This is a genomic window from Dyadobacter sp. OTU695 (assembly GCF_038440355.1).
In the GTDB taxonomy this organism is placed as follows: Bacteria; Bacteroidota; Bacteroidia; order Cytophagales; family Spirosomataceae; genus Dyadobacter.
The window spans coordinates 80,831-105,059 of sequence record NZ_JASATN010000001.1 but is presented as its reverse complement, the minus strand read 5'-3'; the positions used below and the strand labels follow the sequence as shown (position 1 = coordinate 105,059).

Sequence of the window (24,229 nt, the reverse complement as noted above, 5' to 3'; positions counted from 1 at the left end):
GTTTGCGGCTTAGTAAAACAGCACTTGCTTTCCGGTATAGAGGGATTCCCATTGGCCGGAGCCGCCGCGGGACATAATCCAGGCACGGTATTTCCCTTCCGGGAGCTTTGGTTTATAAAGCGCGTACTGATAATTGTTACTGTAATATGAGCCTTTTTTTAAAAAATCGAAAACCGCGTTGGGCACCGGAACCGCCGGGAGCACTACACTATGCCTGGCAGATTGGAGGACTATGTAAAAGGGCACCTTTTGATCGTTTTCCGGTGTAACTGAAAATTTGAAATACTTCATGTAGCGGTTGTAATCGCCGTTCCTGTATTGGAACTGAGCGTCGAACGTACCCGTAAAAACACCCTTTACAGCTGTTTTGCTGATCAGCTCTTCCTGTGCCGGCATGTCGTAAAACTGGTAGAAGTCCGTGATTCCCTGCGATTCGAGCCCGATGATCAGGTCGCGCATCCTCGTTGGGTGGTTCCAGAACGGAATGTCCTTAAACAACTCTCCTACTGTGAGGAACGTCTTATAATTCTTCCAGAAATAGCTGTCAATCACCAGTTCATCATGCAGCTTCCTGATCGATGCAATGGAAGTGAAGTAACTTACAAAATTCAATCCGACAAAAAATAACATCGCCGCCGTCGCAGCGAGGTTTTTCCATGGCTTGAAGTTCTTTAAAACCACTACTACGCATACATAGCAGACGGCCGCAAGTACGACGCCAAATATCATATACCGCCTTGAAAACGCGGTACCGCCGTACATGACATAGTTGTTGATCGGCCGGCTTATGACGAACATCGCTCCTGTTCCCATGATGAACATCATCGCTCCCAAAAGGAACCAGTCTGCCCGGCCAGGCTTCCGTGCCATCAATATCCTGACCGCCCAAATCACAAACACCAGAGCAATACCGGCCCCAAGCACGACACATGCGATGATGTCCTTGTGAAACACCGGTACCAGCGGATGACGGGTGTCCAGGAACAATGCATTTCCCCAGAATGCCAACACGAAGATCACATTGAAAACAGGGTGATCCCAAACCTTTTCACCCTGTGAACTGATAAACTGGTAATCGAAAAAGAAATAGAAAAGCAGCACCGCGACGCTACCTGCAATCCACCACAACAATCCTTTGAAACGTTTTTGAAAGGCCAGTATCATCATTCCAACGATCCACGCGAGCAATCCGCTGCCGCTCGTAAAGGTGGTGAGTAATGCGGCGATCAGCGCGATCCGGAAACCCTTTTCATCCTCCCGCGCGAGGCCGTAGGCAGTAAGCATGGCAAAAAAGATCAGCGGCGTGTTTTGCAGTGCGGCAATTCCCCAATAGGCATTTTCAAAATAAACGAGATTGAACAGTATGTAGGGAACAGGTATGAACCAATACCACGAAATGTGCTCTTTTTTCAGGCTCAGGTAAAGCAAATACCCAATTCCCAGCATAAAAAGGTCCCCGATGATGATCTGTGTTTTGATATTGATCGTGCCCGTGAGCACGAACATGATCAGCATTACAATGCGCTCGAAGCCAAATCGATGCTGGTTGACCTGTTCAAAAAGTGCTTTCAGCATTTCTACGAAACTTCCCGAGTTGCGCAGCTTTTGAACCGTTTCGAGCAGGTTGAAATCGTCGGTGTATGGAATGTTGACGAGGTGTGCGTCGAGCAGGATAAAGAAATAAACGACAGGTGCCGCGACCAGGCCGACTCCGATCCATTGCCGCCAGCGTTCAATTTTATCAATCAAAAACGTAGCTCCAAACAGCAGCAGCAAGGCAACGACGACGCTGTAATACTCAAACAAATGAGGATCTTCTAGAAATAGCTTCAAAACTTTGTGGTATTTGGGAACTGATTGAGCCTGCCGGAAACTACCGCGTTCCGGTGATCATCTTACTCGTTATTTCTTTTTCAAATGTAATATAACCGGGATAGTTGACCTGCTTTCCGGCAATATCCAGTGTCGGTCTCACTTTAACAACGAATTTCGATGGTTTAGCGTCGGATTTTCCTGTCAGCGCGAGGATCATATTGATAAACTGGTCGCGCGTCTGGTCATTCGAAAGCAGCTGGTACGCATTCGTTTGCAGGCTCACGGGCACGCGGGTAGGCGCCGTGCCGGGCAGCACTTCGATCAGCTGGCTCAAATATCCGTTAAAGATCTCGCTCTCGGAAAGCAATACTTTGTACTCCAATTGATTGATAGCCGCTCGCTTACGGGTGGGGTTGGTAATATCGACATTCACCCGCAGGTTCAACGGGACATTCTTTCTTAAAAGGCCCATAGCCAGTCCCGGGTATCTGGCCAGGTCGAAATCATTGAAACTTCTGAGATTCCTGAATTCACGAATGTCGATACCGGCGAGGTAGACGCTGTCAACCGAAGCAATATCATATTTACAATCTCCAAAAACCTTCGCTTCTGAAACCTGGCGACTCACGCCGCAACTTGTAATTACAGTCGCAACAAGTACGATTACGGCCATCCAAATGTGTTTTTTCATTCCAATGTATTTTACGCAAGTTAAACAGTAGGTATCACAACGCATACCCCGGGCAGGGATTATTAGTTTCTGGTGTTATTTTTTTGCGTGCTTTCAAGCCAGCATCTACATTTGCACACTCTAATTTTCACCCAATCAACACGAACAATGGCCAGCTGGTATTTAGGAAAAATTCGGTATCAAAAAGAAGATGAAGCAGGAAGGTTGAAAACGATCAATGAGACGTATCTGGTAGATGCCGTTTCATACACCGAGTCGGAAGCGAGGCTGTACAAGCAAATCGTCACCGACGCCAGCGATTTCAGCGTAACCGCCATCAGCAGAATGCGTCTGGCCGACCTTTTCGCCTATGAAGACGGCGAACAATGGTTTAAAGCGAAGGTTATTTACTTCTCGGTTGACGAGAAAAGCGGCAAGGAGAAAAAGATCGTGAACTATATGCTGGTGAACTCCGAAGGTATCCAGCAGGCCCTGGACCGGATCAACGAAAGTATGCGCAACTTCCTGATCCCTTACGAAGTGACGGATATTAACCTGACACCGATCCTCGACGTGTTCCCGTACTCGGCGGATGAAGATAAGGAACCCGAAATCCCGGCCAATATGCGGCCGCTCTCCGAAGTGATGGCTGGGCGCGCGGAAACCGAGAATGCAGCAGCCGAAGCTGTGCCGGTAGAGAGCGCACCGACTGAAAGTGTACAAACTGAGAATGCATAATTCTGTGGCACCCTTAGCATGAAAAATGTCAGTCTGAGCGCAGTCGAAGACAGTCCGTAAGGCAGTAACGTGCATGCCCTTCGACTGCGCTCAGGGTGACAAAAAATGCTCAGGGTAATACATCCGACACTAGTCATTAACTTTTAACGTAGTATACCCCTTCGCATTCGCCGTGTAAGGGTCTTTCCCAAAACTCTTCAATTTCAAGACCACATCCTTCGAGTTGATCTCCGAAAGCAGCAGATCCGAAGGCAACAGGTTCATATAGTCGAACGAAACCGGCAGGCTTACGGCGCTTTCTACAAATTCGAGACCATAGAGGGGGTACACGCTGAATGGCGTTTTGGTGAGCCAGATTTTCTCCTGCGTGCCCGAGGTCGCATATGTGAGATCGTATTCTGTACTGGTCAGGCCAAACTCCTCCCGTTTGTTTTCCGTTGGCACAACGTACGTTTTGAAATCGTCCTGCTGCTGCTTTTTGGTATCCACATCAGGTTTGAATTCCTTCACCAGCTCATTAACCCTGACTTTCTTCCCATCCTCGTCGGTACCGCAGAAAATGTACTTCCCGTCGGGGAAACCGATCACGAAATCGAAACTCTTACCGCCCTGACCGAAGCTGGTCTCTTTTACGAAACACATCGCGCCGGTAACCGGGTCCAGATGTACTTTAATCGTGCCTGTACTCTTGTCGGCTTTGTTTTGATAATTAAAAACCAAAGCGTGACTGAAATAGTACTGCCCTTTGTCGGGCTTCCAGAGCATTACGCGCTGTTTATCGGCTGGCATCTTCTTCGGGGCCTGGGCAAATGCGGGAGACAGTACTGCCAAAAGGCATATTGAAAGCATCAAAACAAATAGGTAACGTTTCATTTCGCAGGTTCTTTAAAATGGATGCAAGCTAGAAAGAGCGTGCTGAAAAACCATACCATCCCTACATTTTCACGAATTCGACGCGCCGGTTGCCAGCTTTGCCTTCGGCCGTCGTGTTGGGTGCGGCCGGCTCGGCTTCCCCTTTGCCATCGGTTTCCATCCTTGAACCATCAATCCCGAAATCAGCGGATAATGCGGCTTTGACAGCCTCGGAACGCTTTTTTGACAATGCAAAATTGGCCGCATCATCCCCGTCCGAATCGGTATGACCAATGATTTTCACGCTCACGCCGGCGTTTTCCGTCAGCACGGCCGCTATTTCTTTCAGTGTACCATAAGACTCCGGCTTGATGGTCGCTGAACTGACGTCGAAATGAATGCCGGTGGTGGAAAATTTCCCTTCCGTGATAAGCTTGCTGCGCGTATCCGGCGCCCCGACGGCCAGCCTCAGATTGGAAACAAAATAGCGGTTCGCCTCTTCGTGGTACCCCTGATTGGAGAAGGCGATGAAATTGTACTTGCGCGTGGCGTCGAAAGCCCGGGGTAAGTCCCAGACTTTGTAATCGTCGACATACACCCGCAACCTTGTTTTCTGCCGCCACACCGATACTTTCACGACATTATGGTCGGGCGTGTGAAATGCGGGTATGCTCTTTTCATTCTTCATCATGGAAGCGCCGTCCTCGCCAAACACATTAAATGCTGAGAGTCCCTGGCTGCCGCCCGCATCCTTGGGGTGCAAAGCAATTTCCAGTCCGTTCTTTTTGCCGCCGTCAAACCCTTTCCAGTTGGTAAACTCCTTCGCCGGTACCGCCACTTCGGCGATCACCGTTCTCAGATAGCCCGAGTAGAAGCTGAATTCGGTAGTGGTAGCTAGGTTGAATTCCAGGGTGAAGTTCTCCGGCAATGCCGTTATGAATTCGGGATGAAACACGCCTTCCGGCCCAAGCATAAGCCATTTCCCCTCGGTGCCCTCTATCGTCACCACTTCGCCGGACGAGTTCGTGTTCCATCTGGCGGGAAAATCCCCGACTGCATCCTGGGAGAAATCCTCGATGGCCACAATTTTTTCTCCCGGAATAAAGTCGAATTTGCTGTATGATTTGAGCGTCGGCTTAGCTGGTTTTCCGTCTGCATCGGCATTAGCTGCGTTGTCGCCGTTGCCTGCCGGATCGTTGTCGGCATTACCATTTGCATTACCCGCCTGCCCGCTCGGTTTCGGCTGCGTTTCAGCTGTTTTTTTATCTTTCTTTTTAAATAAATTCCCAATTCCCTCTTCTACCGAATCCAAACCCTTGTCTACCGCCTGATCGATCTTCCGGTTCGCCCGGTTCTCAGCCTGCCTTTCAACCACCCGGCCCGGATCGTTGATCCTTACTTGCGCAACAGAAACCGCCGGGGTTACAGCCAGCATCAGAACGACGCCGGTAACCCAGTTTGCTATCTTCTTCATGTGCATAATTGAATGGGGTGAACACTATACTAAATTTACACATTTATCAGAACTAGCTGATTATTAATTGAGTTACTGGTCACGTCCCCGCCTATGCACTCATTTGACTCGAACGTTGTAAATTGCACGGCATTTGTCATACCTACATGAGTCTTTTATTCCAGCAAAAAAACATTACCCTTGCCCCCGGGCGGCGCATTTACTTCGCCTCGGATTTCCATCTCGGAGTGCCCACCGCTTCCGCGAGCCGTGAACGCGAAAAAAGAATTGTAAGCTGGCTGGAATCCATCCGGCACGATGCGCAGGTGATTTTTCTGGTGGGGGATATTTTTGATTTCTGGTTTGAATACAACCGGGCAGTCCCGAAGGGCTTTGTGCGCTTGCTGGGTAAACTGGCCGAGCTGGCCGACGATGGGATCGAGCTGGTTATTTTTACAGGAAACCACGATATGTGGATGTCGGGCTACCTGACGGAAGAACTCGGCGCTCCTATTTATCGCAATCCGGTGAATTTTACCGTTACGTCAAAAACAGGGCAGCAGAAGTTGCTTGTCGGCCACGGCGACGGCTTGGGGCCGGGCGACCATACGTACAAGTTTTTGAAGAAAGTATTCGAAAATAAGTTTTTCCAATGGCTCTTCCGCGTCGTGCACCCGGATATGGGCATGTGGATCGCCTCCGAATGGTCGAAACGCAGCCGGCTGGCCAACGTAAACAAGGGCGAAGAGCGGTTTTTAGGCGCCGACAATGAATGGTTATTCCAATACTGCAGGGAAGTCGAGACGTCTCAGCATCACGACTACTACATTTTCGGGCACCGGCATCTCGTACTGGATATGCACGTCGGTGCACAATCAAGGTATATTAACCTCGGCGAATGGGTCACCCAGCAGCATTATGCGGTATTTGATGGGAATAATGTGCAGTTAAAGAAGTACGAACCGGCGCTGGGCTAGCTTAATTATTGCTCCTTTTCTTGGCCGCCTCCACTTCGCTTTGGCTAGGCTGAATGAAATCCTGCTTCGTGATATTCTCACGCGGGGTAGCATTCAATTCCTTGCTCCAATCCTTTTGCTTCAGATCCCCGTTTTTTACCGACTTGATAAACTTGGCCCATGCGAATGGGTTCAGGAATGGAAAGCTGGTCGCAAAGCCTTTATTGGCCGCGGACTCACGTCCGAACATCAGCTGATCCATCGAGTACCGGTAGTTGGTTTGTGCATTGTTGGGCATCTGAGCGGCAAGCCGGTTAATATAATCCGGGTCCGTACTCCTTGCCAATGCGTCACGGTCCGCCTGATCAGGCAATTTAAGTGCAAGGAAAGCCTTCTTGAATTCCTCTTCGGTGGAATAAGGATAGATCGTCACGCCGGAAAGGGTCACTACATCCTCCCGCAGGGCGACAATCGCCGAATAGAGTTCCGCATTGTAGTTTCGGGGAACAATATGATATTGTTTTTTATAACCCACATAACTAAACACGATGCTATCGCCAGGAAAAACCGGAATCGTGAACTCACCATTCGCTTTGGCAAGCGTTCCCCGTCCCGCGTTCACGATAAAAATGGTAGCACCCGGCAGGCGCTCGGTGGTTTTACCTCCAACGACTACCCCCGAGAAGATAATCGCTTTCTGTTCACCTTGAGCAACTGCTTCCCGCCCACCTAACATTCCCGCAAGCACGAGGAAAAATATTAAAAGACTCCGTTTCATTCCTTCCAGATTACGCTCCGAAACACCCGGAGACTTTGATTAGCACGATGATAAATTTCCTTCAAATAGTGTCTGCCGAAAGCTTGTAAAAATTCCGTTCCTTATTTTACAAACGCCCCGAGTAACCGGGCATTGCTCTGCGTTTGATACAAAGCGATTTTACTCAGGAAAATAACTTCAAAAATGTAACAATAAATGGTGCCGACAGTAAAAGCCCGTCGAAACGATCGAGAAAACCGCCGTGACCGGGAATACTACTTCCCGAATCCTTGATCGCGATGCTCCGTTTGAACAGCGACTCCACCAGGTCGCCATAAGTGCCTACCACGACGATAATCGCACCGATGCAATACCACTTCCAGGGTTCGAAGGTACGGAAATAATACCCCAGCGCAAACGCGATAATGCCCGCAAAAACCGCACTTCCCATCGATCCTTCCCAGGATTTTTTAGGTGAAATACGCTCGAAAAGCTTCCTTCTCCCAAACTTGGTACCGGCAAAATACCCTCCGATATCCGACGCCCAAAGCAACAATAAACTTCCCAGCACGATCTCGTAATTGTACGTTCCACCTCGCAGGGCCATTACGATGATCATTGCGAACGGCAATGCCACGTAAATAATGCCCAGGAACGTAAAACCGATGTTTGTGAAAGGTTTCAGGTCGTTCTTTTTGTATAGTTTGATAAAAAAGATCATCGACAGCAAGGGGCTGATAATGAAGTAATTTTCAAACTTCACAATGTCCTGCTCAATCAAATACGCAAGAAGTATCATGACTGTGCCACAGAACGTGCCGTAATAAGTGAGGGGCTGGTTGCCGTCGAGGCCGAGCAGTTTGTAAAATTCGAGCTGCGTGAGCGAACTGATGGCGCAAAACAGGAGCAGAAACGACCATTCACTATAAACAATGCAAGTAATGATGACAAATACGCCCGCTAACCCGGTGATGGTCCTTTGCTGTAAATTACTCAGGTTGTTTAAGCGCTTCTTCATTCGTCAATATTGTTTGGGCCTTCTCGAGATCAGCCGCGGGCACATGCACTTCAAAGTTTCCGAAGATGGGATAGCTGCTATCCTGCTTGTTCACAATCACCGCTCCGATCCCGTTCTGTTCCAAAATTTCGCGGGCTATTTCCGCCCGGATCGCCTGTCCGCTCTGGTAGGCCTTCGCCCAATTATCATCCATTATTTTGAAATGTTAAATTATCTTAAAAGTTGTTGGGCACACCTGGTCCCGCCACTTGTCCGTTCCTCCTGATCGCCCCGAGTATGGCTGTCGAAACCACCAGCGAAGCCAGAATGAGCACGAACGGCATCGATTTCGATTCTTCGATATTGATCTTGACAAGCCCCACATTGTGCAAGTACATCATTACCAGCACAAAACCGTTATTGACGAAATGTGCAAGGATTGCAACCCACAAATTGCCGGTCCAATAATACAGATAGCCGAACAATGCACCAAGCATCATCCGTGGCAAAAAGCCGTAAAACTGAAAGTGAATAGCACTGAAAATAGCCGCCGACAGCCAGATCGCGACATGGATATTACGCAATTCCTGGAAAAGCTTCGTCTGGATTACCCCGCGGAAAAGCATCTCCTCCCCCAAGGCCGGCAGCAGCGTCACGACGAATAATGCGATCAGCAGCTGACCAAAACTTTTATAACTCGTCAGAAACTCCGTCATGACCGAAAGCTGGTCTTCCTTATCCCGCATCCACTTTTCGAGCCCCGAGAGTGCATCGGGCAGGTCCATCGCCGCATTCCACTCGATGAATTTGCTGTTCACCGGGATAAATGCCAGTACGAGCACAAAGGCCAGCACCCAGATAGGCCATGCGGGTTTCCGATGGGTACTCAGGTCGCCGATCGTCCGGCGTTCGATATAGAACCAGTAGATAAGCGTCGGAAGCAGATAGGAAAAGAAATGAACAGTTCCCTGCATGATCATCAGTGCATTCCATCCATTTGGTATTTTTTCGGGTTGGGCAAAAAGCTGGGTAAGCAGCGCAGTTACACTTTCCGTGTCCGCGCCAAGGTAAATGGCGAGGACCATAACCGCCAGTACGTTACCCACAGCCATACCGATGAGCATGAAGCCGACCAATACCAATAAACTGCCCCAGGTGCCGGGTACACGGGAAACAACCAGATTCGGGTTACTATTTTGCATAATTGGTGTAAATTTACAGTTTATTATCAATTTATAAATAAGGGCTTCGCAAACCGGCCCGGCGACCCGGCTCGAAGGGTTACCTCTCCGGAGGTGCCCCGTGGGACATATTACTGCGAAGCGGTGTTGAAGGATTATGGTTAAGATTGGAAATATAGAACTGAGTGATTTTCCGTTGCTGCTGGCACCAATGGAAGACGTGAGCGATCCGCCCTTCCGTGCGGTATGCAAACAAAATGGGGCCGATTTGATGTACACGGAATTCGTGTCGTCGGAAGGGCTCATTCGGGATGCTGCCAAAAGTGTTCAGAAACTGGATATTTTCGAGTACGAAAGACCGGTGGGCATCCAGCTCTTCGGCAGCGATGTGGAAACGATGGGCTCGTGTGCGGAGATCGCGTCACGCGTGAACCCGGACCTGATCGATATCAACTACGGCTGCCCGGTGAAGAATGTCGCTTGCCGCGGCGCGGGTGCTGCATTGCTGCAGGACATCCCCAAAATGGTCAAAATGACGGAGTCGGTGATCAAATCGACGCATTTGCCGGTGACCGTGAAAACACGTTTGGGATGGGACGAGAACACCAAAAATATCGAGGAAGTAGCGGAGCGTTTGCAGGACATCGGCATCAAAGCCCTATCCGTACACGGCCGCACGCGCGTGCAGATGTACAAAGGTTCCGCCGACTGGTCGCTGATCGCGAAAATCAAGGAAAATCCGCGCATTACCATTCCTATTTTTGGCAATGGCGATATTGATACGCCCGAGAAAGCTTTGGAATACAAAAACAGCTACGGCGTCGACGGCATTATGATCGGTCGTGCGACGATCGGCAACCCATGGATCTTCAACGAGATCAAGCATTATCTTAAAACGGGCGAAAAACTGCCGCCGCCTACGATGGAGCAGCGCGTGGATGTCTGCCGCAGGCACCTCGAATTCTCTATCCGCTGGAAAGGGCCGGTTGCAGGTGTTTTTGAAATGAGAAGGCATTATACCAACTATTTTAAAGGGCTGGAACACTTCAAACCTTACAGAATGCGCCTCGTGGAAGCACCAACGTTCGACGAACTCGACAGCATCCTCAAAGAAATCTCCAACGATTACAGCGAAATGGTATGCTGAAAGTACATGTGGGTAATAAGCCGCTAGGCGAACAGCCGGAAGAGGCCAGCACATTTGAAGTTGATCCGCGCAAGGAAGGCTGGTTTATTGATGGCAAAGCCTTCGACGGCGACATTGCGACACTGGGCAATAACCATTTCCACATAATCTGGAAAAACAAATCCTACAATATCGAAGTCCTCGACCGGAACCCGGCCGATAAAACGACGCATTTACTCATCAACGGCCAGCATTACCACACCACAGCGAAGGACGACCTTGACCTCTTGCTCGAAAAAATGGGAATGCAGAACAATTCCTCCCAGAAGATCAATCATGTGAAAGCCCCAATGCCCGGGCTGATCCAGTCCATTGCGGTGGCTGAGGGCGACAGTATTGCGAAAGGCGACAACCTGCTCGTGCTGGTAGCGATGAAAATGGAAAATGTAATCAAATCCTCAGGGAGCGGGGTTATTAAAACGCTGAAAGTGATGCCCGGACAGATTGTGGAAAAAAACCAGGTATTATTGGAGTTTCACTAAATTACTTGTGAATCTGAACTTCGTCCGCTTATTTTTACGGATCAAAACACCACATCACAACCATGCCGGAACCAAAATACAAGCGTTTATTACTGAAACTCAGCGGAGAAGCACTCAACGGGGGCGATAAAGCCCAGGTCATCGACTTCAATATTCTCGATAATTATGCCAAGGAAATCAAAAGGATTACCGAGGTCGGCGTGCAGGTTGCAATCGTAATTGGTGGTGGAAACATATTCCGCGGGGCTTCCGTGGAAAAATCAGGGATCGACCGGGTTCAGGGCGATCATATGGGTATGCTGGCGACCGTGATCAACGGGATGGCTATTCAGAGCTCACTGGAAAAACACGGAATGAACACGCGCCTGATGTCGGCAATCAAAATGGAGCAGGTTTGCGAGCCATTGATCCGCCGCCGCGCCGTTCGTCACCTCGAAAAGGGACGTGTGGTGATCTTCGGAGCAGGGACCGGCAATCCTTATTTTACAACCGACACTACCGCAGGCCTCCGTGCCATCGAGTCGGAATCGGAAGTGGTTTTGAAAGGGACACGTGTCGACGGCGTTTACACAGCCGATCCCGAGAAAGACCCCACGGCCACGAAGTATTCAAAAATCACATTTGACGAGGCATTATCCAAAAACCTCAAGATCATGGACCTTACCGCATTCACATTGTGCAAGGAAAACGATCTGCCGATCATTGTATTCGATATGAACAAACCCGGCAATCTTTATGACCTGGTAATGGGTGGCGAAGTCGGCACATTGATCTCGAATTAACAGAAAATACAGCTTACTATATAACAATGGAAGAAATAGAATTATATCTGGACGTCGCCAAGGATACCATGGACGGTGCGATCAAACACCTTCTTATTGAATTGGGTAAAATCCGCGCCGGAAAAGCATCCCCTCAAATGTTGGAAGGTCTTCAGATCGATTACTATGGTTCAATGACACCTATCCAGAACGTGGCGACGATCAACACGCCCGACGCGAGGACACTGGCGATCAAGCCCTTTGAGAAAAAGATCATCAACGATATCGAAAAGGCGATCCGCAACAGTAACCTGGGCTTTTCGCCCTCCAACGACGGTGATCTGATCCGGATTTCTGTTCCTCCATTGAATGAAGAACGCCGCCGCGAACTCGTAAAACGTGCTAAAAACGAGATCGAAACAGCGAAGATCAACATCCGCAATATCCGTCAGGATGCGAACAACTCACTGCGTAAGCTGACGAAAGATGGCGTTGCCGAGGACCTGGTTAAATCCAGCGAGGACCGCGTCCAGAAACTGACCGACAGCTACATTTCAAAAATCGAGCAGATATTCTCCGTGAAGGAAAAGGAGATCATGGAAGTATAGACTGATTCCCTACCTTAACCAAACTTCGGCTGTCGGCTTTCGGCGGTCGATTTTTTTATACTTCGGCTGTCGGCTTTCGGCAGTCGGCTTTTTTGGGGTGTAAAAAAAGACGGCAGTCGGTTATCGAACTAAAAAGGCCGATAGCCGACTGCCGACAGCCGAAGTACTAACTACTTTTTCGCCGAGAATCCTTCGAATCCCCTGTGGTTCGACTCTTCATACAACCGCTCTTTCGGCAGGCTGCGGAAGTAGTCGTAAGTAATGCGCAGGCCTTCTTCACGGGATACTTTCGGCTCCCAGCCAAGAATTTCTTTCGCTTTCGATATATCCGGCTGGCGCTGTTTCGGATCGTCTTGCGGAAGCGGCTTGTAGACCACTTTCTGGTCGGTACCTGTCAGCTTAATAATCTCTTCAGCAAACTGGCCGATCGTAATTTCCTTGGGGTTACCGATGTTGACAGGCAACGAGTAGTCGCTCATCAACAGGCGGTAGATACCTTCCACCAGATCATCCACATAACAAAAAGCCCGGGTTTGCGTACCGTCGCCGAACACGGTAATGTCCTCGCCACGCAGCGCCTGACCCATGAATGCTGGCAGCACACGTCCGTCGTTGAGGCGCATTCGTGGGCCGTAGGTATTGAAGATACGGACGATACGGGTTTCGAGGCCGTGGTAACGGTGATAAGCCATCGTGATCGCCTCCTGGTAACGTTTCGCCTCATCGTAGCAGCCGCGCGGCCCGATCGGGTTTACATGGCCCCAGTAATCTTCGGTTTGTGGGTGCACCAGCGGGTCGCCGTACACCTCCGAAGTGGAAGCAATAATGAAACGTGATTTTTTAGCACGGGCCAGTCCCAACAGGTTATGCGTTCCCATTGCCCCTACTTTGAGCGTCTGGATAGGAATTTTCAGATAGTCGATCGGACTGGCGGGAGAAGCAAAGTGCATAATGTAATCGAGCTCGCCCGGTACGTGCACATATTTGGTCACATCATGATGATAAAACTCGAAATTCGGGTTTGGCATCAGGTGCTCGATATTGCGCATATCGCCGGTGATCAGGTTATCCATCCCGATCACATACATTCCCTCCTTTAAAAAACGCTCGCAGAGGTGCGAACCCAGGAAACCTGCTGCTCCCGTAATTAAAACACGTTTCATTAAGATGAGTAAGTTAAAGTATCTATTAGTTTATGATCAGGCCGGTACTACTTTCTCGCGCCCAATGCTGTAATAGGTATAGCCCATTTCGCGCATCTGGTCGAGTTCGTACAGGTTCCTGCCATCGAAAATCACTTTGTTTTTCAGCAGTTTACCCATTTTTTCAAATTCCGGCGTGCGGAACTGAGGCCATTCTGTAAAGATCATCAATGCGTCCGCATCATCCAAAGCCGCATAAGGCGTGTGGCAGAATGTAACCTGGTCGCCCAGAACACCCTTCACGTTGTTCATCGCTTCCGGGTCGTAAACAGTCACCTTCGCGCCCGCTGCCAGCAATGCTTCGATGTTCTCCAATGCGGGAGCTTCGCGGATGTCGTCGGTATAAGGCTTGAAAGCCAATCCCCAAACCGCGATGGTTTTTCCTTTCAGGCCGTCTGCAAAATAATTATCGACCATCGGAAGCAACTTCTTCTTCTGATCGTAGTTTACATCCATCACCGATTTCAGGATACGGAAATCGTAATTGTAATCCAGTGAAGTTTTGGCCAGGGCCTGAACGTCTTTTGGAAAACAGCTACCGCCATATCCGATACCCGCAAACAGGAAGCGCTTGCCGATACGGCTGTCGGTCCCGATACCACGACGAATATCGTCCACATTGGCACCTACTTTCTCGCAAAGGTTCGCGATTTCGTTCATAAAGGTGATCTTCATCGCCAAGAACGAGTTCGCTGCATATTTGGTCATCTCGGCCGAGCGTTCGTCCATGAAGATAACCGGGTTACCCTGGCGTACCAGCGGCGCGTACAATTTCTCCATCACCTTTTTGGCTTTTTCCGAGGTTGTACCTACCACTACACGATCAGGTTTCATGAAATCTTCCACAGCTACGCCTTCGCGCAGGAACTCCGGATTGGATACCACGTCGAAATCCACTTTCGCATTTTTAGCGATCGCGGCCCGTACTTTCTCAGCTGTTCCGACAGGAACCGTGCTTTTGTCGATGATCACCGCGTACTGGTCCAGGATCGGCCCGAGGTCGTCGGCAACTTTGAGAATATATTTAAGGTCGGCGGAGCCGTCTTCGCCCGGAGGCGTTGGCAATGCGAGGAATATCACCTGCGCATCCTTGATACCTTCGGCCAGGTTGGTCGTAAACACCAAGCGTCCTTCGGCCACGTTGCGGTCGAAAAGAACGTCGAGACCTGGCTCATAAATGGGTATTTCTCCTTTTTGAAGGCGTTCAACCTTTCTGACATCGATATCGACGCAAGTCACCTGGTTGCCGGTCTCGGCAAAGCAGGTACCCGTCACCAAACCAACGTATCCTGTTCCTACTACTGCAATTTTCATAAACGGTTAATTATTATATAGCTGTTTTGGCACTCGTAAATAAAATCCGGGAATTGTACTTAACTAAGTCCAGTACGTCGGGACGGTTGCAAAAGTAATTTTTTTAAGTGAATCTACACCGCTGCCATTTGGATTTGTTCGTTACTGGCTAGCGATTTTGTCGCATTCTCACTATCATTGGGTACTCACACAAATATAAGCATCAACATCTATGGACACACGAGAAAAAGACCTGACTGCAAACCCTTCCGACGAAATTTGTAACCTTATCAAACACACGGTCAGGGACTTTGCCGCGCTGCATATCAAGCCGCACATCCGCACCTGGGATGAGGAGCAACATTTTCCGAAAGAACTTTTCAAGGCATTGGGGGAGCTCGGACTCATGGGAATGCTCATTCCGGAAAACCTGGGCGGCGCGGGCCTCGGCTACCGCGAATACGTTACGGCGATTGTCGAGCTGGCCAAGGTGGATCCGTCGGTTGCATTGTCTATGGCGGCGCATAATTCACTTTGTACCAATCATATATACATGTTCGGTAGCGACGAACAAAAGCAAAAGTACCTCCCCGGCCTCGCAACTGGCTCGTTGGTAGGCGCGTGGGGCCTGACCGAGCCAAATACCGGCTCCGATGCGGGCAATATGCAAACAGTGGCCGTGCGCGACGGCAACGACTGGGTCATTAACGGGTCTAAAAACTTCATAACCAACGGCAAAAGCGCCGATGTGCTCGTAGTCATGACCAGAACCGGCGAACCCGGCGACAAACATGGCGCCACGGCATTTGTACTCGACAGCAAAACCCCGGGCTTCAGCCCGGGCCGCAAGGAAGACAAACTCGGAATGCGCGCCTCCGAAACTGTAGAACTGCTCTTTCAGGATTGCCGCATTCCCGACAGCCAGAGACTTGGTGAAATCGGCGACGGATTTATCCAGTCGCTCAAAGTGCTGGACGGCGGCCGCATTTCTATTGCGGCATTGGGCGTAGGCACGGCCTGGGGCGCGTATGAGGCTGCACTGGCCTATTCCAAAGAGCGTAAGCAATTCGGCAAAGCGATCTGTGATTTTCAGGCTATTGCATTCAAACTGGCCGATATGTATACCGATGTGCAGGCATCCTCGCTGCTCACTTTCCATGCCGCCGCATTGAAAGATGCAGGCGAAAAAGTAACATTGGCAAGTTCGGTGGCCAAGTACCATTCGTCGGAAACAGCAGTGCGCGTTTCCAATGAAGCGGTGCAGATCTTCGGAGGGTATGGCTTCGTTAAAGACTACCCCGCCGAAAAATTCTATCGCGACAGCAAGCTCTGCACCATCGGTGAGGGCACGAGCGAAATACAGAAAATAGTGATTTCCAAGGAGATACTGAGGAACTAAGTGCCCGTTCAGAAATCTCCTTCACTTTCCTTCTAGGTATTGTTTTTATTATTCCAACCGGCTGATAAATAAGCATCGCCGGTTGGAAGCTCTCATTCATTTTACTGTTAAAACGGCACAGGTATTGCTTCTACCTATCCTGAACTAAACATGAAATGTGATGGGAAGAGCGATTTTATTGATGATTATGCTGGTGGCCGGCAGTGCAAATGCGTGGCAAGCCGGCTCACTGCCCGGAAATCCGTCCATAACATCTTCACCGGTTTCCGACCGCGTTATGCTGCTGACAATCAGCGAAAGATTCGATACCACAGGATGCCACGACACAAATCGTTACTCGGTGCATTCAACGATGGACCCAGGTTACCAAACCACTTCTAATCCGGTCCTTGTTGGTCTGCATAGTTTTGTAAAAGGGCTTTCGTCTGCGGGCGAGCCGGACATTGTTTTTGAACTATACCTGATCTTTGACAAACCATTCAAAAACGGCAATTCCTATCGCCTGCAAGCCGGTACGATACGCGATACCGACGGCAATGAAACGGACCTTGATACCACAGTTACTTTCAATGATACCGAAATCCGTGGCAACGTGAAGGCAAATCAGGTCGGATACCTGCCGGAGAGCCCGAAATTAGGGAAATTGGGAAGGTTTCTGGGCGACGCCTCGTTCATGCCTGTCGATACCATCTCACCGCCGGCATTCCAGCTTATCGGGACCGACCAGCAATCCGTTTTCAGCGGGACCTGCCAATATCTCAAATCCGACTCCGCATTCAGTGGAGAACGGGTATTTGAAATCGATTTTTCGTCATGGCAAACGCCCGGTCAATACTATATCTACATCCCTGGCTATGGCAGGTCGGAGACTTTTAGCATATCCGCCGATTGTTACAATGACCTTTATTATAACACGGCTAGAGCATTGTACTACCAGCGATCGGGGAAGCTCGAAGCGGCACATGCGGGTACATGGGCACGCGAAGGCTTACCATCCCAAACGGCGCAAATTCATAGCTCACATTTCAATTCTCCCCTACATTCCGCTTCAGACTATCCGCCCGGAACCAATATTCCTATGCAATACGGGTGGCTGGACGCGGGCGACTACGGGCGCTACGTACCCACAGCGGCGAGCGCATTATTCATTCTGTTCACAGCATTTGAACTCTATCCTGAAAAATTCCCCGACAAGCATTTGAACTCCCCGGAAAGCGGCAACGGAATTCCCGACTGGCTTGATGAGGCCAGATATGAAACCGACTGGCTCATGCAAATGCAGGCACCGGACGGCGGGGTATACTTTCGGGTCACCCCGGCAACATGGTCGCAAGGCCTGCCCGGCGACGAGCACAATACATTATATGTTTCCGAAAAAACTACGCAATCCACCGCGCTCTTCGCCGCATCGATGGCTATGGCTGCCCGGAACTTCAAGAAATTCGATGCGACTTACGCCTCGTCCTGCCTCGAAAAAGCCCGCAGTGCATGGGCGTTCCTGAAAGATCATCTCACACCGACCCCGCCGGTTAATGTGCCCGGTATAAATGCAGGTCCCTACCCCGATCCGATCGATGCGGATAACCGGGCCTGGGCAGCCGCGGAGCTTTACAAAACAACGGGAGAAAACCTCTACAATACAGATTTCAACGAGTGGTATGGGCAGATCCCACACCAGTTCCACGCGACTATGAGCTGGCAGCAGCACACTTTCAAAGCCGCCTGGGCCTATGCCACCACGTCTTTTACTGTGAATGCGGCATTGGTGGATGAGTTCAAAAACATACTGAACAGCGAAGTACTAGTCAATTATTTTAATCGCACGATGAAAATCCACGCCTACCACGGTGCCTACCACCATTTCAAAGGCTACATCGGGTACGGTTCGTTCGGGATGGCACAGAGCTATGCATTCGATTACATCCTCTTTGCTTCGTTGCTCCAAAAGCCGGAATTGCTGGATTATGCCAAAATTCAACTCGATATTCCGCTCGGCGTTAACCCACTCTCGCAATGCTTCATTACCGGCGCAGGCAAGTATTCTCCCAAATACCCGCTGCATTGGTCGACGGTGCCCGGCAAGTTCCCCGAGCCGGTCCCTGGCGTACCGGTATTCGGGCCGGCGGCCTCACTGCTGATGAACAGGCCTTCCAGCTTTGCTATTCAGGACCCGCAGAACCGATACCCGCTAGGCTATCGTAAAGAAGATCCTTATCCTGTGCTGCGGCGATACACCGATGCACGCCAGGCCGTGGAAATGGCCGAATTTACCGTGCAGGAAATAAGTGTTACCGCGGCGGTCTTTGCATTTTTCAGCAGCATTGTCAACGAGGCGTTACCGGTACGTCTGGAAAAATTTGAAATAGAAACCACCGATTGCAACCTCAGGCTGCGGTGGAACACCTCCGAGGAAACCGACGCAGATTACTTTTCTATCGAGCGGAGTACAGATGGACGGGATTTCAGGGAGATTGGCAGGGTTAAAGCAACCGGAACTTCCAAAACAGCCCTGCATTACGTTTTTGACGACGCTTCACCCAACCTGACCAACTACTATCGCCTCCGGATCGTAGACGTCGACGGCACATTCGAAAGATCGTCCATCCGATTCGCAAGGCTGCGTTGCAAGCAAGTGGATTGGTTTGTGGTCCCGGCGGGCCGTCATACCTACCGGATTATATTTCAAAACGGTGCAGATAATCAAGGCTCACGTTACACCGCCAGGCTTTACAACGAAATGGGCGTCGCGGTCAGGGCAATTTCCACTCCAAGGCTCTCATTTGAAATCATCGGGCTGCCTTCGGGCGTGTATGTCATTCGACTGTACGGAAAGGAAAGTGAAGACCTCGGCAGGCAAAGGGTTTTAATCCCCTAGCCAGGGAACCATTTATCCGGCGGTTCGACCGACGGGCACCGTTACCTTACATTAGTCCGAGACCGGTAGGAATGACGGTGCCTTCGTGTTATTTTCGCCATAGACCTTAAACCGACTTGTTATGACCCCTTTCATTGTTCTGCTCGTACTGGTTGTACTCTCCATTCTGATGACCGTCAAGGTTGTCCCGCAGCAAAGTGCTTACATTCTGGAACGTTTGGGAAAATTTTACGCGGTGCTTCAACCGGGCGTTAACTTCATCATTCCCTTTTTCGACCGGATTGCCTACAAGTACACGCTGAAAGAAGCGGCCGTCGACATTCCCGAGCAGATCTGTATCACCCGCGATAATGTGCAGGTGCGTATGGACGGGGTTATATTTATCCAGGTAATCGATCCGAGAAAAGCGGCATACGGTATCTCTGACTACACTTTTGCCGTCATTCAACTAGCCCAAACCACCATGCGGAGCGAGATCGGCAAGCTGGACCTGGACAAGACATTTGAAGAACGTATGACCATTAACCGTGCCGTCGTGGAATCCATCGACGAGGCCGCAACAGGCTGGGGCGTGAAGGTGCTCCGCTACGAGATCAAGAATATCACACCTCCGCAAAGCGTACTGATTGCGATGGAAAAACAGATGCAGGCGGAACGTGAACGGCGGGCGGTGATCCTGCAATCGGATGGTGAAAAGCAGGCGGCGATCAATGTAGCCGAGGGGCAAAAACAGAAAGTGGTACTGGAATCGGAAGGTATTCGTTTACGGCAAATCAACGAAGCAGAAGGTGAGGCATCGGCATTGAAATCGGTTGCAGAGGCTACTGCCGAGAGTATCCGGCTGGTAGCAAAGGCGATCCGCGAAGAAGGTGGAGCGGAAGCTGTGCAGCTGAAAGTGGCCGAAAATTATGTAGAGCAGTTCGGCAAGATCGCCAAAGCAGGCAATACACTGATCCTTCCTGCCAACCTGGCCGACATGGGTTCGCTGATCGCCACCGCATTAACCGTAGTCAAATCGTCTGAACAGAAGCACTAGTATCATGGATTTGACCTTACCACAAATTTGGCTCATCGTAGGACTGGTGATGCTCCTGGCAGAACTGGTCAGCGTCATGCTCGTGTTCGTCTTTTTCGCGGCAGGCGCATTGTTAACTTCCCTCCTTACCTCCATCGGTCTGCTGCCCAGCACCGAAAGCCAGATACTCGCCTTTTCGGCGATTTCCCTCTTTTCGTTGCTTGTACTACGCAAACATGCCCGCAGGTTGCTCGAACGACGTTCAGCAGCGGAATATAACGAGTTTGAAGGCGAAACCGCCATGGTGATCCGCGACATTCCCGGCAATGGCGAAGGTCGCATTTACTATCGCGGCGCTGAATGGAAGGCTATTTCCGAGAACCACCGGAATATTCCGGCCGGTAGCAAAGTTGTTATCAAGAAAACAGAAGGGATTGTCCTGATAGTGGAAGAATCCTGACCTGAAATACATAAAAGCGAAAAGCCGTGAACACGATCGGGTCGTGCTCACGGCTTTTTTATTCCTGATCAAAATTACTTTTTCAGCGCTTCTTCTACCGGAAGCCCGATATTTCCACTGCCTGGCAGGATATGCAGCAATGCGGAAATGGTAGGCGCAATGTCGCAAACCGAAGTCCTTTTAACGGTCTCCCCTTTATTGATTCCCCATCCGAACATGACAAACGGCACCTGGGTGTCATAGTTGTAAGGCGTGCCGTGCGACGTCCCCGTGGAAGTTCCGTAGAACCAACCGGGCTGCGAAATCACCTGCAAATCACCGCTACGTTTCGCATTGACATTGTTTTTATACAATTCCAGCTGATAGGTATTCAGCGGCGCCTTGCCCATGTCGCTGAGATCGATCACGTCGGCGATGCCCGGTACCGTCAATGCGGCGTCCCGTACCACGTTATGTACGGCGGCAAGGGTAATATTTTTCTTTTTCAAAAGGCTGTGGTCGAGATAAAGCTGGTTATTATCCGTGGCCACCACATATTTGTCTTTTCCAAATGCCTCGTTCAGCGCGTCGGTAACGGCATTGGTCAGCAATTTACGGTCTACAAGGCCCGAAGGCAGTTTATGTTCCTTTGCAAAACCAGGCACATCCACCACGCCGTGGTCGGCTGTGAGGAACACCGTGTATTCTCCTTTTCCTACCCAGCCATCCAGGAAGTTGAACAAATCCGCAAATTCACGGTCCAAACGCAGAAAATCGTCCTGTTGCTCGATCGAGTTCGGGCCAACCCGGTGCCCGATCTTATCCGGCGAAGAAAAGCTGATAGCGAGAAAATCGGTATCGTTGCCTTTCCCGAGTTGCTCGCCTTTGATCGCTTCGATCGCCATTTCTTTGGTGATCGTATTACCCCACGGCGTATCAGTCACAATGCCGAATGCATCGCCCGACATTCCCACGAGTTCGTAAGGAAATACCGGCTTTTTCGCTCCGGGCAGTTTCCCCTCCCAGGGCACATCGTCGGGAGAGCTTTGTGTGTAAGCATCGGCAGTCAAAAGAAGATCCCAGCCCTTTTGCGCATATTCCGCAGGCTTTTTCTTTGCATTATAATCCTTGGCCCATTGCGGCAGGTCATCCATATAATAGGTGCTGCTCACCCAGTTACCGGTTTTCGAATCGAACCAGTATGCCGCATTGGCTGCGTGGCCGGCAGGAAGGATCGAACCGCGGTCTTTAATGGCTACCCCGATGGTTTTAGAACGGAAATTGGTAGCAATGCGGAGCTGGTCGGTCACCGTGCTAACAAGCAGGTTTTTCGGAGACATTTTGCCTACTGCTACATTATTGCTACCCACGGTTTTCACCGTGCTGTCTTCCACGCAATACACATCCTGCTTCGCAATGGGATCGTACCATTCATTGCCAACGATCCCGTTGATTGCTGGAACTGAGCCCGTGTATGCCGAAGCGTGCCCGGCGGCCGTCACGGTAAGTGCGTAGCTGTAATGGTTGTTGCGGCAGTTAAAACCCTCATTCATCATTCTTTTGAAACCGCCCTCGGTATACTGGTCATAGTAGCGATACAGGTAATCGTAACGCATTTGATCCACTACAATTCCTACAACCAGTTTGGGACGGGCAATGGTCGACGCCTTCGCGGCGGCGGCCTTCGCGGCTGCGGCCTTCTTGGGAGTTTGCGCAGAAACGGCCGTTGTAGCCATTGCTGCTAATACCCAGCAAGCGAGTTTTCTCACAATTTAAGGGGTTTAGATAAAACAAAAAGCCGCGGAGCACCATACGGCCCCGCGGCGGATATTCTTTTGAGACTACTTTTTCAATGCTTCCTGTACGGGATTACCGACATTTCCGCTCGGCGGCAGGATGTGCAGCAATGCAGAAATGGTAGGCGCAATATCGGCAATGGAAGTACGGCGAAGCGTTTCGCCCTTATTGATACCCCAGCCATAAAGCAGGAAAGGCACGTGCGTGTCGTAGTTGTAAGGTGTGCCGTGGTCGGTACCGGTGCTCATCGTGGAGGCAAACCAGCCTGGTTGCAACAATACCTGCAAATCGCCGCTCCGTTTCGCATTGATATTGTTCTTGAACAACTCCAGTTGGTAAGTGTTCAACGGCGCTTTGCCCATGTCACGAAGGTTAATCACATCAGCCACGCCATCAACGGCAAGTAATGCATCACGCAATGTCTGATACACATCCGCAACAGTAATTTTTTTCTCTTTCAGGACCGCTTTGTTAAGATATATCTGATAGTTCTCAAATGCAGAAACATATTCAGCCTCTCCGTATGCGTCATTCAATGCCTTTACGATGGTGCGCGTCAAAGTGGTGGCACTCATCAATCCGGCAGGTAATTTATGCTCCTGCCAGAATGCAGGCACGTCCATTGCACCGTGGTCGGCGGTGAGGAATACGGTGTAATTGCCATTTCCGGCCCAGCTATCGAGGAAGTTGAAGAAATCGGCAAATTCCATGTCGAGCTTCAAGTAATCGTCTTCCTGTTCCACAGAGTTGGGACCGAACATGTGCCCGATACGGTCAGGAGAAGAGAAGCTTACGGCCAGGAAGTCGGTTTCTTTACCTTTCCCCAGATTTTCTCCTTTGATCGCCGCAATGGCCATTTCCTTCGTAATCGTATTGCCCCAGGGAGAGGTCGTCATCGGACCGTACGCATCGCCTGCATTGCCCGTGAGGTCGTGCGGGAATACCGGTTTCGTGGCGGTTGAAAGTTTCCCTTCCCAGGGCACGTCGTCCGGTGAGCTTTGGGTATATTCTGCAATCGGCAGCAACGTATTCCAGCCTTTCCCCATGTATTCGGCGGGCTTTTTCAGACTGTTGTAATCAGTCACCCACTGCGGCAGGCTGTTCATATAATAGGTACTCGTTACGAAATTCCCGGTTTTGGAATCAAACCAGTAGGCACCAGAGGCCGCATGACCTGCCGGCAGAATAGACGCCCGGTCTTTGATCGCAACGCCGATAGTTTTGGACCGAAAATTTGTGGCTATCCGCAGCTGATCAGTCACGGTGGTTACCAGCAGGTTTTTCGGCGACATTTTGCCTACCGTCACATTGCTGCTACCGACCGTCGCAACGGTATTGTCATCGGTACAATACACATTTTTGGCCTGTGCGGCATCGTACCAATCGTTACCTACAATGCCATTCATGGCTGGCATCGAGCCGGTGTAAACCGCCGAATGGCCCGCCGCAGTCACCGTCAACGCATAATGATAGTGGTTGTTGCGGCAATTGAATCCCTCATTGATCAGTCGTTTCAAACCGCCCTCCTTGTATTTGTCGTAATAGCGGTAAAGGTAATCGTAGCGCATCTGGTCAACAACCATGCCCACTACCAGTTTGGGCCTGGTCAGTTTGTTAGCGGCTTCGGGAGCCGTTTTAGATTTGGTTTGACTAAAAACCGGTTGACTGAGAACGAGCCCGGCGAACAAAACTCTGAGAAGCGGATGGTAGATCAATTTCATGGTGATGCTATTGACAGCAGTAAGGTTCCGTG

The 24,229-nt window shown here is 50.2% G+C and carries 22 protein-coding genes; 10 read left to right on the top strand and 12 right to left on the bottom strand.

Features of this window, described 5'->3' with window-relative positions:
• Window positions 1-9: 9 nt before the first annotated feature.
• Both AAHB90_RS00450 and AAHB90_RS00445 read right to left on the bottom strand, forming a co-directional pair.
• The gene (locus AAHB90_RS00450) at window positions 10-1,833 is read right to left on the bottom strand and encodes a hypothetical protein (protein WP_342082934.1); all 1,824 of its coding nucleotides are present in this window, start codon (window positions 1,831-1,833) and stop codon (window positions 10-12) included.
• 40 nt (window positions 1,834-1,873) lie between these two features.
• Window positions 1,874-2,506, bottom strand: a complete 633-nt coding sequence (locus AAHB90_RS00445) for a hypothetical protein (protein ID WP_342082933.1) — start codon at window positions 2,504-2,506, stop codon at window positions 1,874-1,876.
• A gap of 147 nt (window positions 2,507-2,653) precedes the next feature.
• On the opposite strand from AAHB90_RS00445, the gene AAHB90_RS00440 reads away from it, so the two are divergent.
• Window positions 2,654-3,223, top strand: coding sequence for a DUF4494 domain-containing protein (locus AAHB90_RS00440; protein WP_342082932.1), 570 nt, complete (start codon window positions 2,654-2,656; stop codon window positions 3,221-3,223).
• 129 nt (window positions 3,224-3,352) lie between these two features.
• On the opposite strand, the gene AAHB90_RS00435 is transcribed toward AAHB90_RS00440, so the two are convergent.
• Both AAHB90_RS00435 and AAHB90_RS00430 read right to left on the bottom strand, forming a co-directional pair.
• Window positions 3,353-4,096, bottom strand: a complete 744-nt coding sequence (locus AAHB90_RS00435; RefSeq protein ID WP_342082931.1) for a hypothetical protein — start codon at window positions 4,094-4,096, stop codon at window positions 3,353-3,355.
• 61 nt (window positions 4,097-4,157) lie between these two features.
• Complete coding sequence (locus AAHB90_RS00430) at window positions 4,158-5,549, bottom strand: OmpA family protein (protein ID WP_342082930.1); 1,392 nt, start codon at window positions 5,547-5,549, stop codon at window positions 4,158-4,160.
• A 146-nt stretch (window positions 5,550-5,695) separates the two neighbouring features.
• On the opposite strand from AAHB90_RS00430, the gene AAHB90_RS00425 reads away from it, so the two are divergent.
• Entirely contained in the window at window positions 5,696-6,505 is an 810-nt protein-coding gene (locus AAHB90_RS00425; RefSeq protein WP_342082929.1) for a UDP-2,3-diacylglucosamine diphosphatase, read from the top strand.
• Between the two features lies 1 nt (window position 6,506).
• Here AAHB90_RS00425 and AAHB90_RS00420 read toward each other — a convergent pair whose 3' ends face one another.
• The 4 genes from AAHB90_RS00420 to AAHB90_RS00405 form a co-directional block, all read right to left on the bottom strand.
• Window positions 6,507-7,262 (bottom strand): carboxypeptidase-like regulatory domain-containing protein, encoded by a 756-nt coding sequence (locus AAHB90_RS00420; RefSeq protein ID WP_342082928.1) that lies wholly within the window; start codon window positions 7,260-7,262, stop codon window positions 6,507-6,509.
• Between the two features lie 163 nt (window positions 7,263-7,425).
• Window positions 7,426-8,259 (bottom strand): phosphatidate cytidylyltransferase, encoded by an 834-nt coding sequence (locus tag AAHB90_RS00415; protein WP_342082927.1) that lies wholly within the window; start codon window positions 8,257-8,259, stop codon window positions 7,426-7,428.
• On the bottom strand, window positions 8,231-8,452 hold the full coding sequence (locus AAHB90_RS00410; RefSeq protein ID WP_342082926.1) for a putative signal transducing protein: 222 nt from the start codon (window positions 8,450-8,452) through the stop codon (window positions 8,231-8,233). Before AAHB90_RS00410 ends, AAHB90_RS00415 begins: the two co-directional genes overlap by 29 nt.
• 22 nt (window positions 8,453-8,474) lie before the next feature.
• Entirely contained in the window at window positions 8,475-9,440 is a 966-nt protein-coding gene (locus tag AAHB90_RS00405) for a CPBP family intramembrane glutamic endopeptidase (RefSeq protein ID WP_342082925.1), read from the bottom strand.
• A gap of 136 nt (window positions 9,441-9,576) precedes the next feature.
• Between AAHB90_RS00405 and dusB the strand changes: the two genes are divergently transcribed.
• From dusB to frr, 4 genes are all read left to right on the top strand, one after another.
• Window positions 9,577-10,566 carry a tRNA dihydrouridine synthase DusB gene (gene dusB, locus AAHB90_RS00400; protein WP_342082924.1) on the top strand — a complete coding sequence of 330 codons (990 nt, stop codon included), beginning with the start codon at window positions 9,577-9,579 and terminating at the stop codon, window positions 10,564-10,566.
• Window positions 10,560-11,087 (top strand): acetyl-CoA carboxylase biotin carboxyl carrier protein subunit, encoded by a 528-nt coding sequence (locus AAHB90_RS00395; RefSeq protein WP_342082923.1) that lies wholly within the window; start codon window positions 10,560-10,562, stop codon window positions 11,085-11,087. The genes dusB and AAHB90_RS00395 overlap by 7 nt, the downstream gene beginning before the upstream one ends.
• 62 nt (window positions 11,088-11,149) lie before the next feature.
• Window positions 11,150-11,869 (top strand): UMP kinase, encoded by a 720-nt coding sequence (pyrH, locus tag AAHB90_RS00390; protein WP_342082922.1) that lies wholly within the window; start codon window positions 11,150-11,152, stop codon window positions 11,867-11,869.
• A 26-nt stretch (window positions 11,870-11,895) separates the two neighbouring features.
• Complete coding sequence (gene frr / locus AAHB90_RS00385) at window positions 11,896-12,456, top strand: ribosome recycling factor (protein ID WP_342082921.1); 561 nt, start codon at window positions 11,896-11,898, stop codon at window positions 12,454-12,456.
• Between the two features lie 170 nt (window positions 12,457-12,626).
• Here frr and AAHB90_RS00380 read toward each other — a convergent pair whose 3' ends face one another.
• Entirely contained in the window at window positions 12,627-13,619 is a 993-nt protein-coding gene (locus AAHB90_RS00380) for a UDP-glucuronic acid decarboxylase family protein (protein WP_309989442.1), read from the bottom strand.
• 36 nt (window positions 13,620-13,655) lie between these two features.
• Window positions 13,656-14,972 (bottom strand): UDP-glucose dehydrogenase family protein, encoded by a 1,317-nt coding sequence (locus tag AAHB90_RS00375; RefSeq protein ID WP_342082920.1) that lies wholly within the window; start codon window positions 14,970-14,972, stop codon window positions 13,656-13,658.
• A 211-nt stretch (window positions 14,973-15,183) separates the two neighbouring features.
• Here AAHB90_RS00375 and AAHB90_RS00370 point away from each other — a divergent pair, with 211 nt between their 5' ends.
• The 4 genes from AAHB90_RS00370 to AAHB90_RS00355 all read left to right on the top strand — a co-directional run bounded on the left by AAHB90_RS00370 (window position 15,184) and on the right by AAHB90_RS00355 (window position 20,700).
• Entirely contained in the window at window positions 15,184-16,350 is a 1,167-nt protein-coding gene (locus AAHB90_RS00370; protein WP_342082919.1) for an acyl-CoA dehydrogenase family protein, read from the top strand.
• A 160-nt stretch (window positions 16,351-16,510) separates the two neighbouring features.
• Window positions 16,511-19,225, top strand: a complete 2,715-nt coding sequence (locus tag AAHB90_RS00365; RefSeq protein ID WP_342082918.1) for a glycoside hydrolase family 9 protein — start codon at window positions 16,511-16,513, stop codon at window positions 19,223-19,225.
• Window positions 19,226-19,346: 121 nt separating this feature from the next.
• Entirely contained in the window at window positions 19,347-20,261 is a 915-nt protein-coding gene (locus AAHB90_RS00360) for an SPFH domain-containing protein (RefSeq protein WP_342082917.1), read from the top strand.
• A 4-nt stretch (window positions 20,262-20,265) separates the two neighbouring features.
• Window positions 20,266-20,700 (top strand): NfeD family protein, encoded by a 435-nt coding sequence (locus tag AAHB90_RS00355; RefSeq protein ID WP_342082916.1) that lies wholly within the window; start codon window positions 20,266-20,268, stop codon window positions 20,698-20,700.
• A gap of 74 nt (window positions 20,701-20,774) precedes the next feature.
• On the opposite strand, the gene pafA (AAHB90_RS00350) is transcribed toward AAHB90_RS00355, so the two are convergent.
• Window positions 20,775-22,415 (bottom strand): alkaline phosphatase PafA, encoded by a 1,641-nt coding sequence (gene pafA, locus AAHB90_RS00350; protein WP_342083968.1) that lies wholly within the window; start codon window positions 22,413-22,415, stop codon window positions 20,775-20,777.
• Window positions 22,416-22,520: 105 nt separating this feature from the next.
• On the bottom strand, window positions 22,521-24,197 hold the full coding sequence (pafA, locus tag AAHB90_RS00345; protein ID WP_342082915.1) for an alkaline phosphatase PafA: 1,677 nt from the start codon (window positions 24,195-24,197) through the stop codon (window positions 22,521-22,523).
• Between the last annotated feature and the right edge of the window lie 32 nt (window positions 24,198-24,229).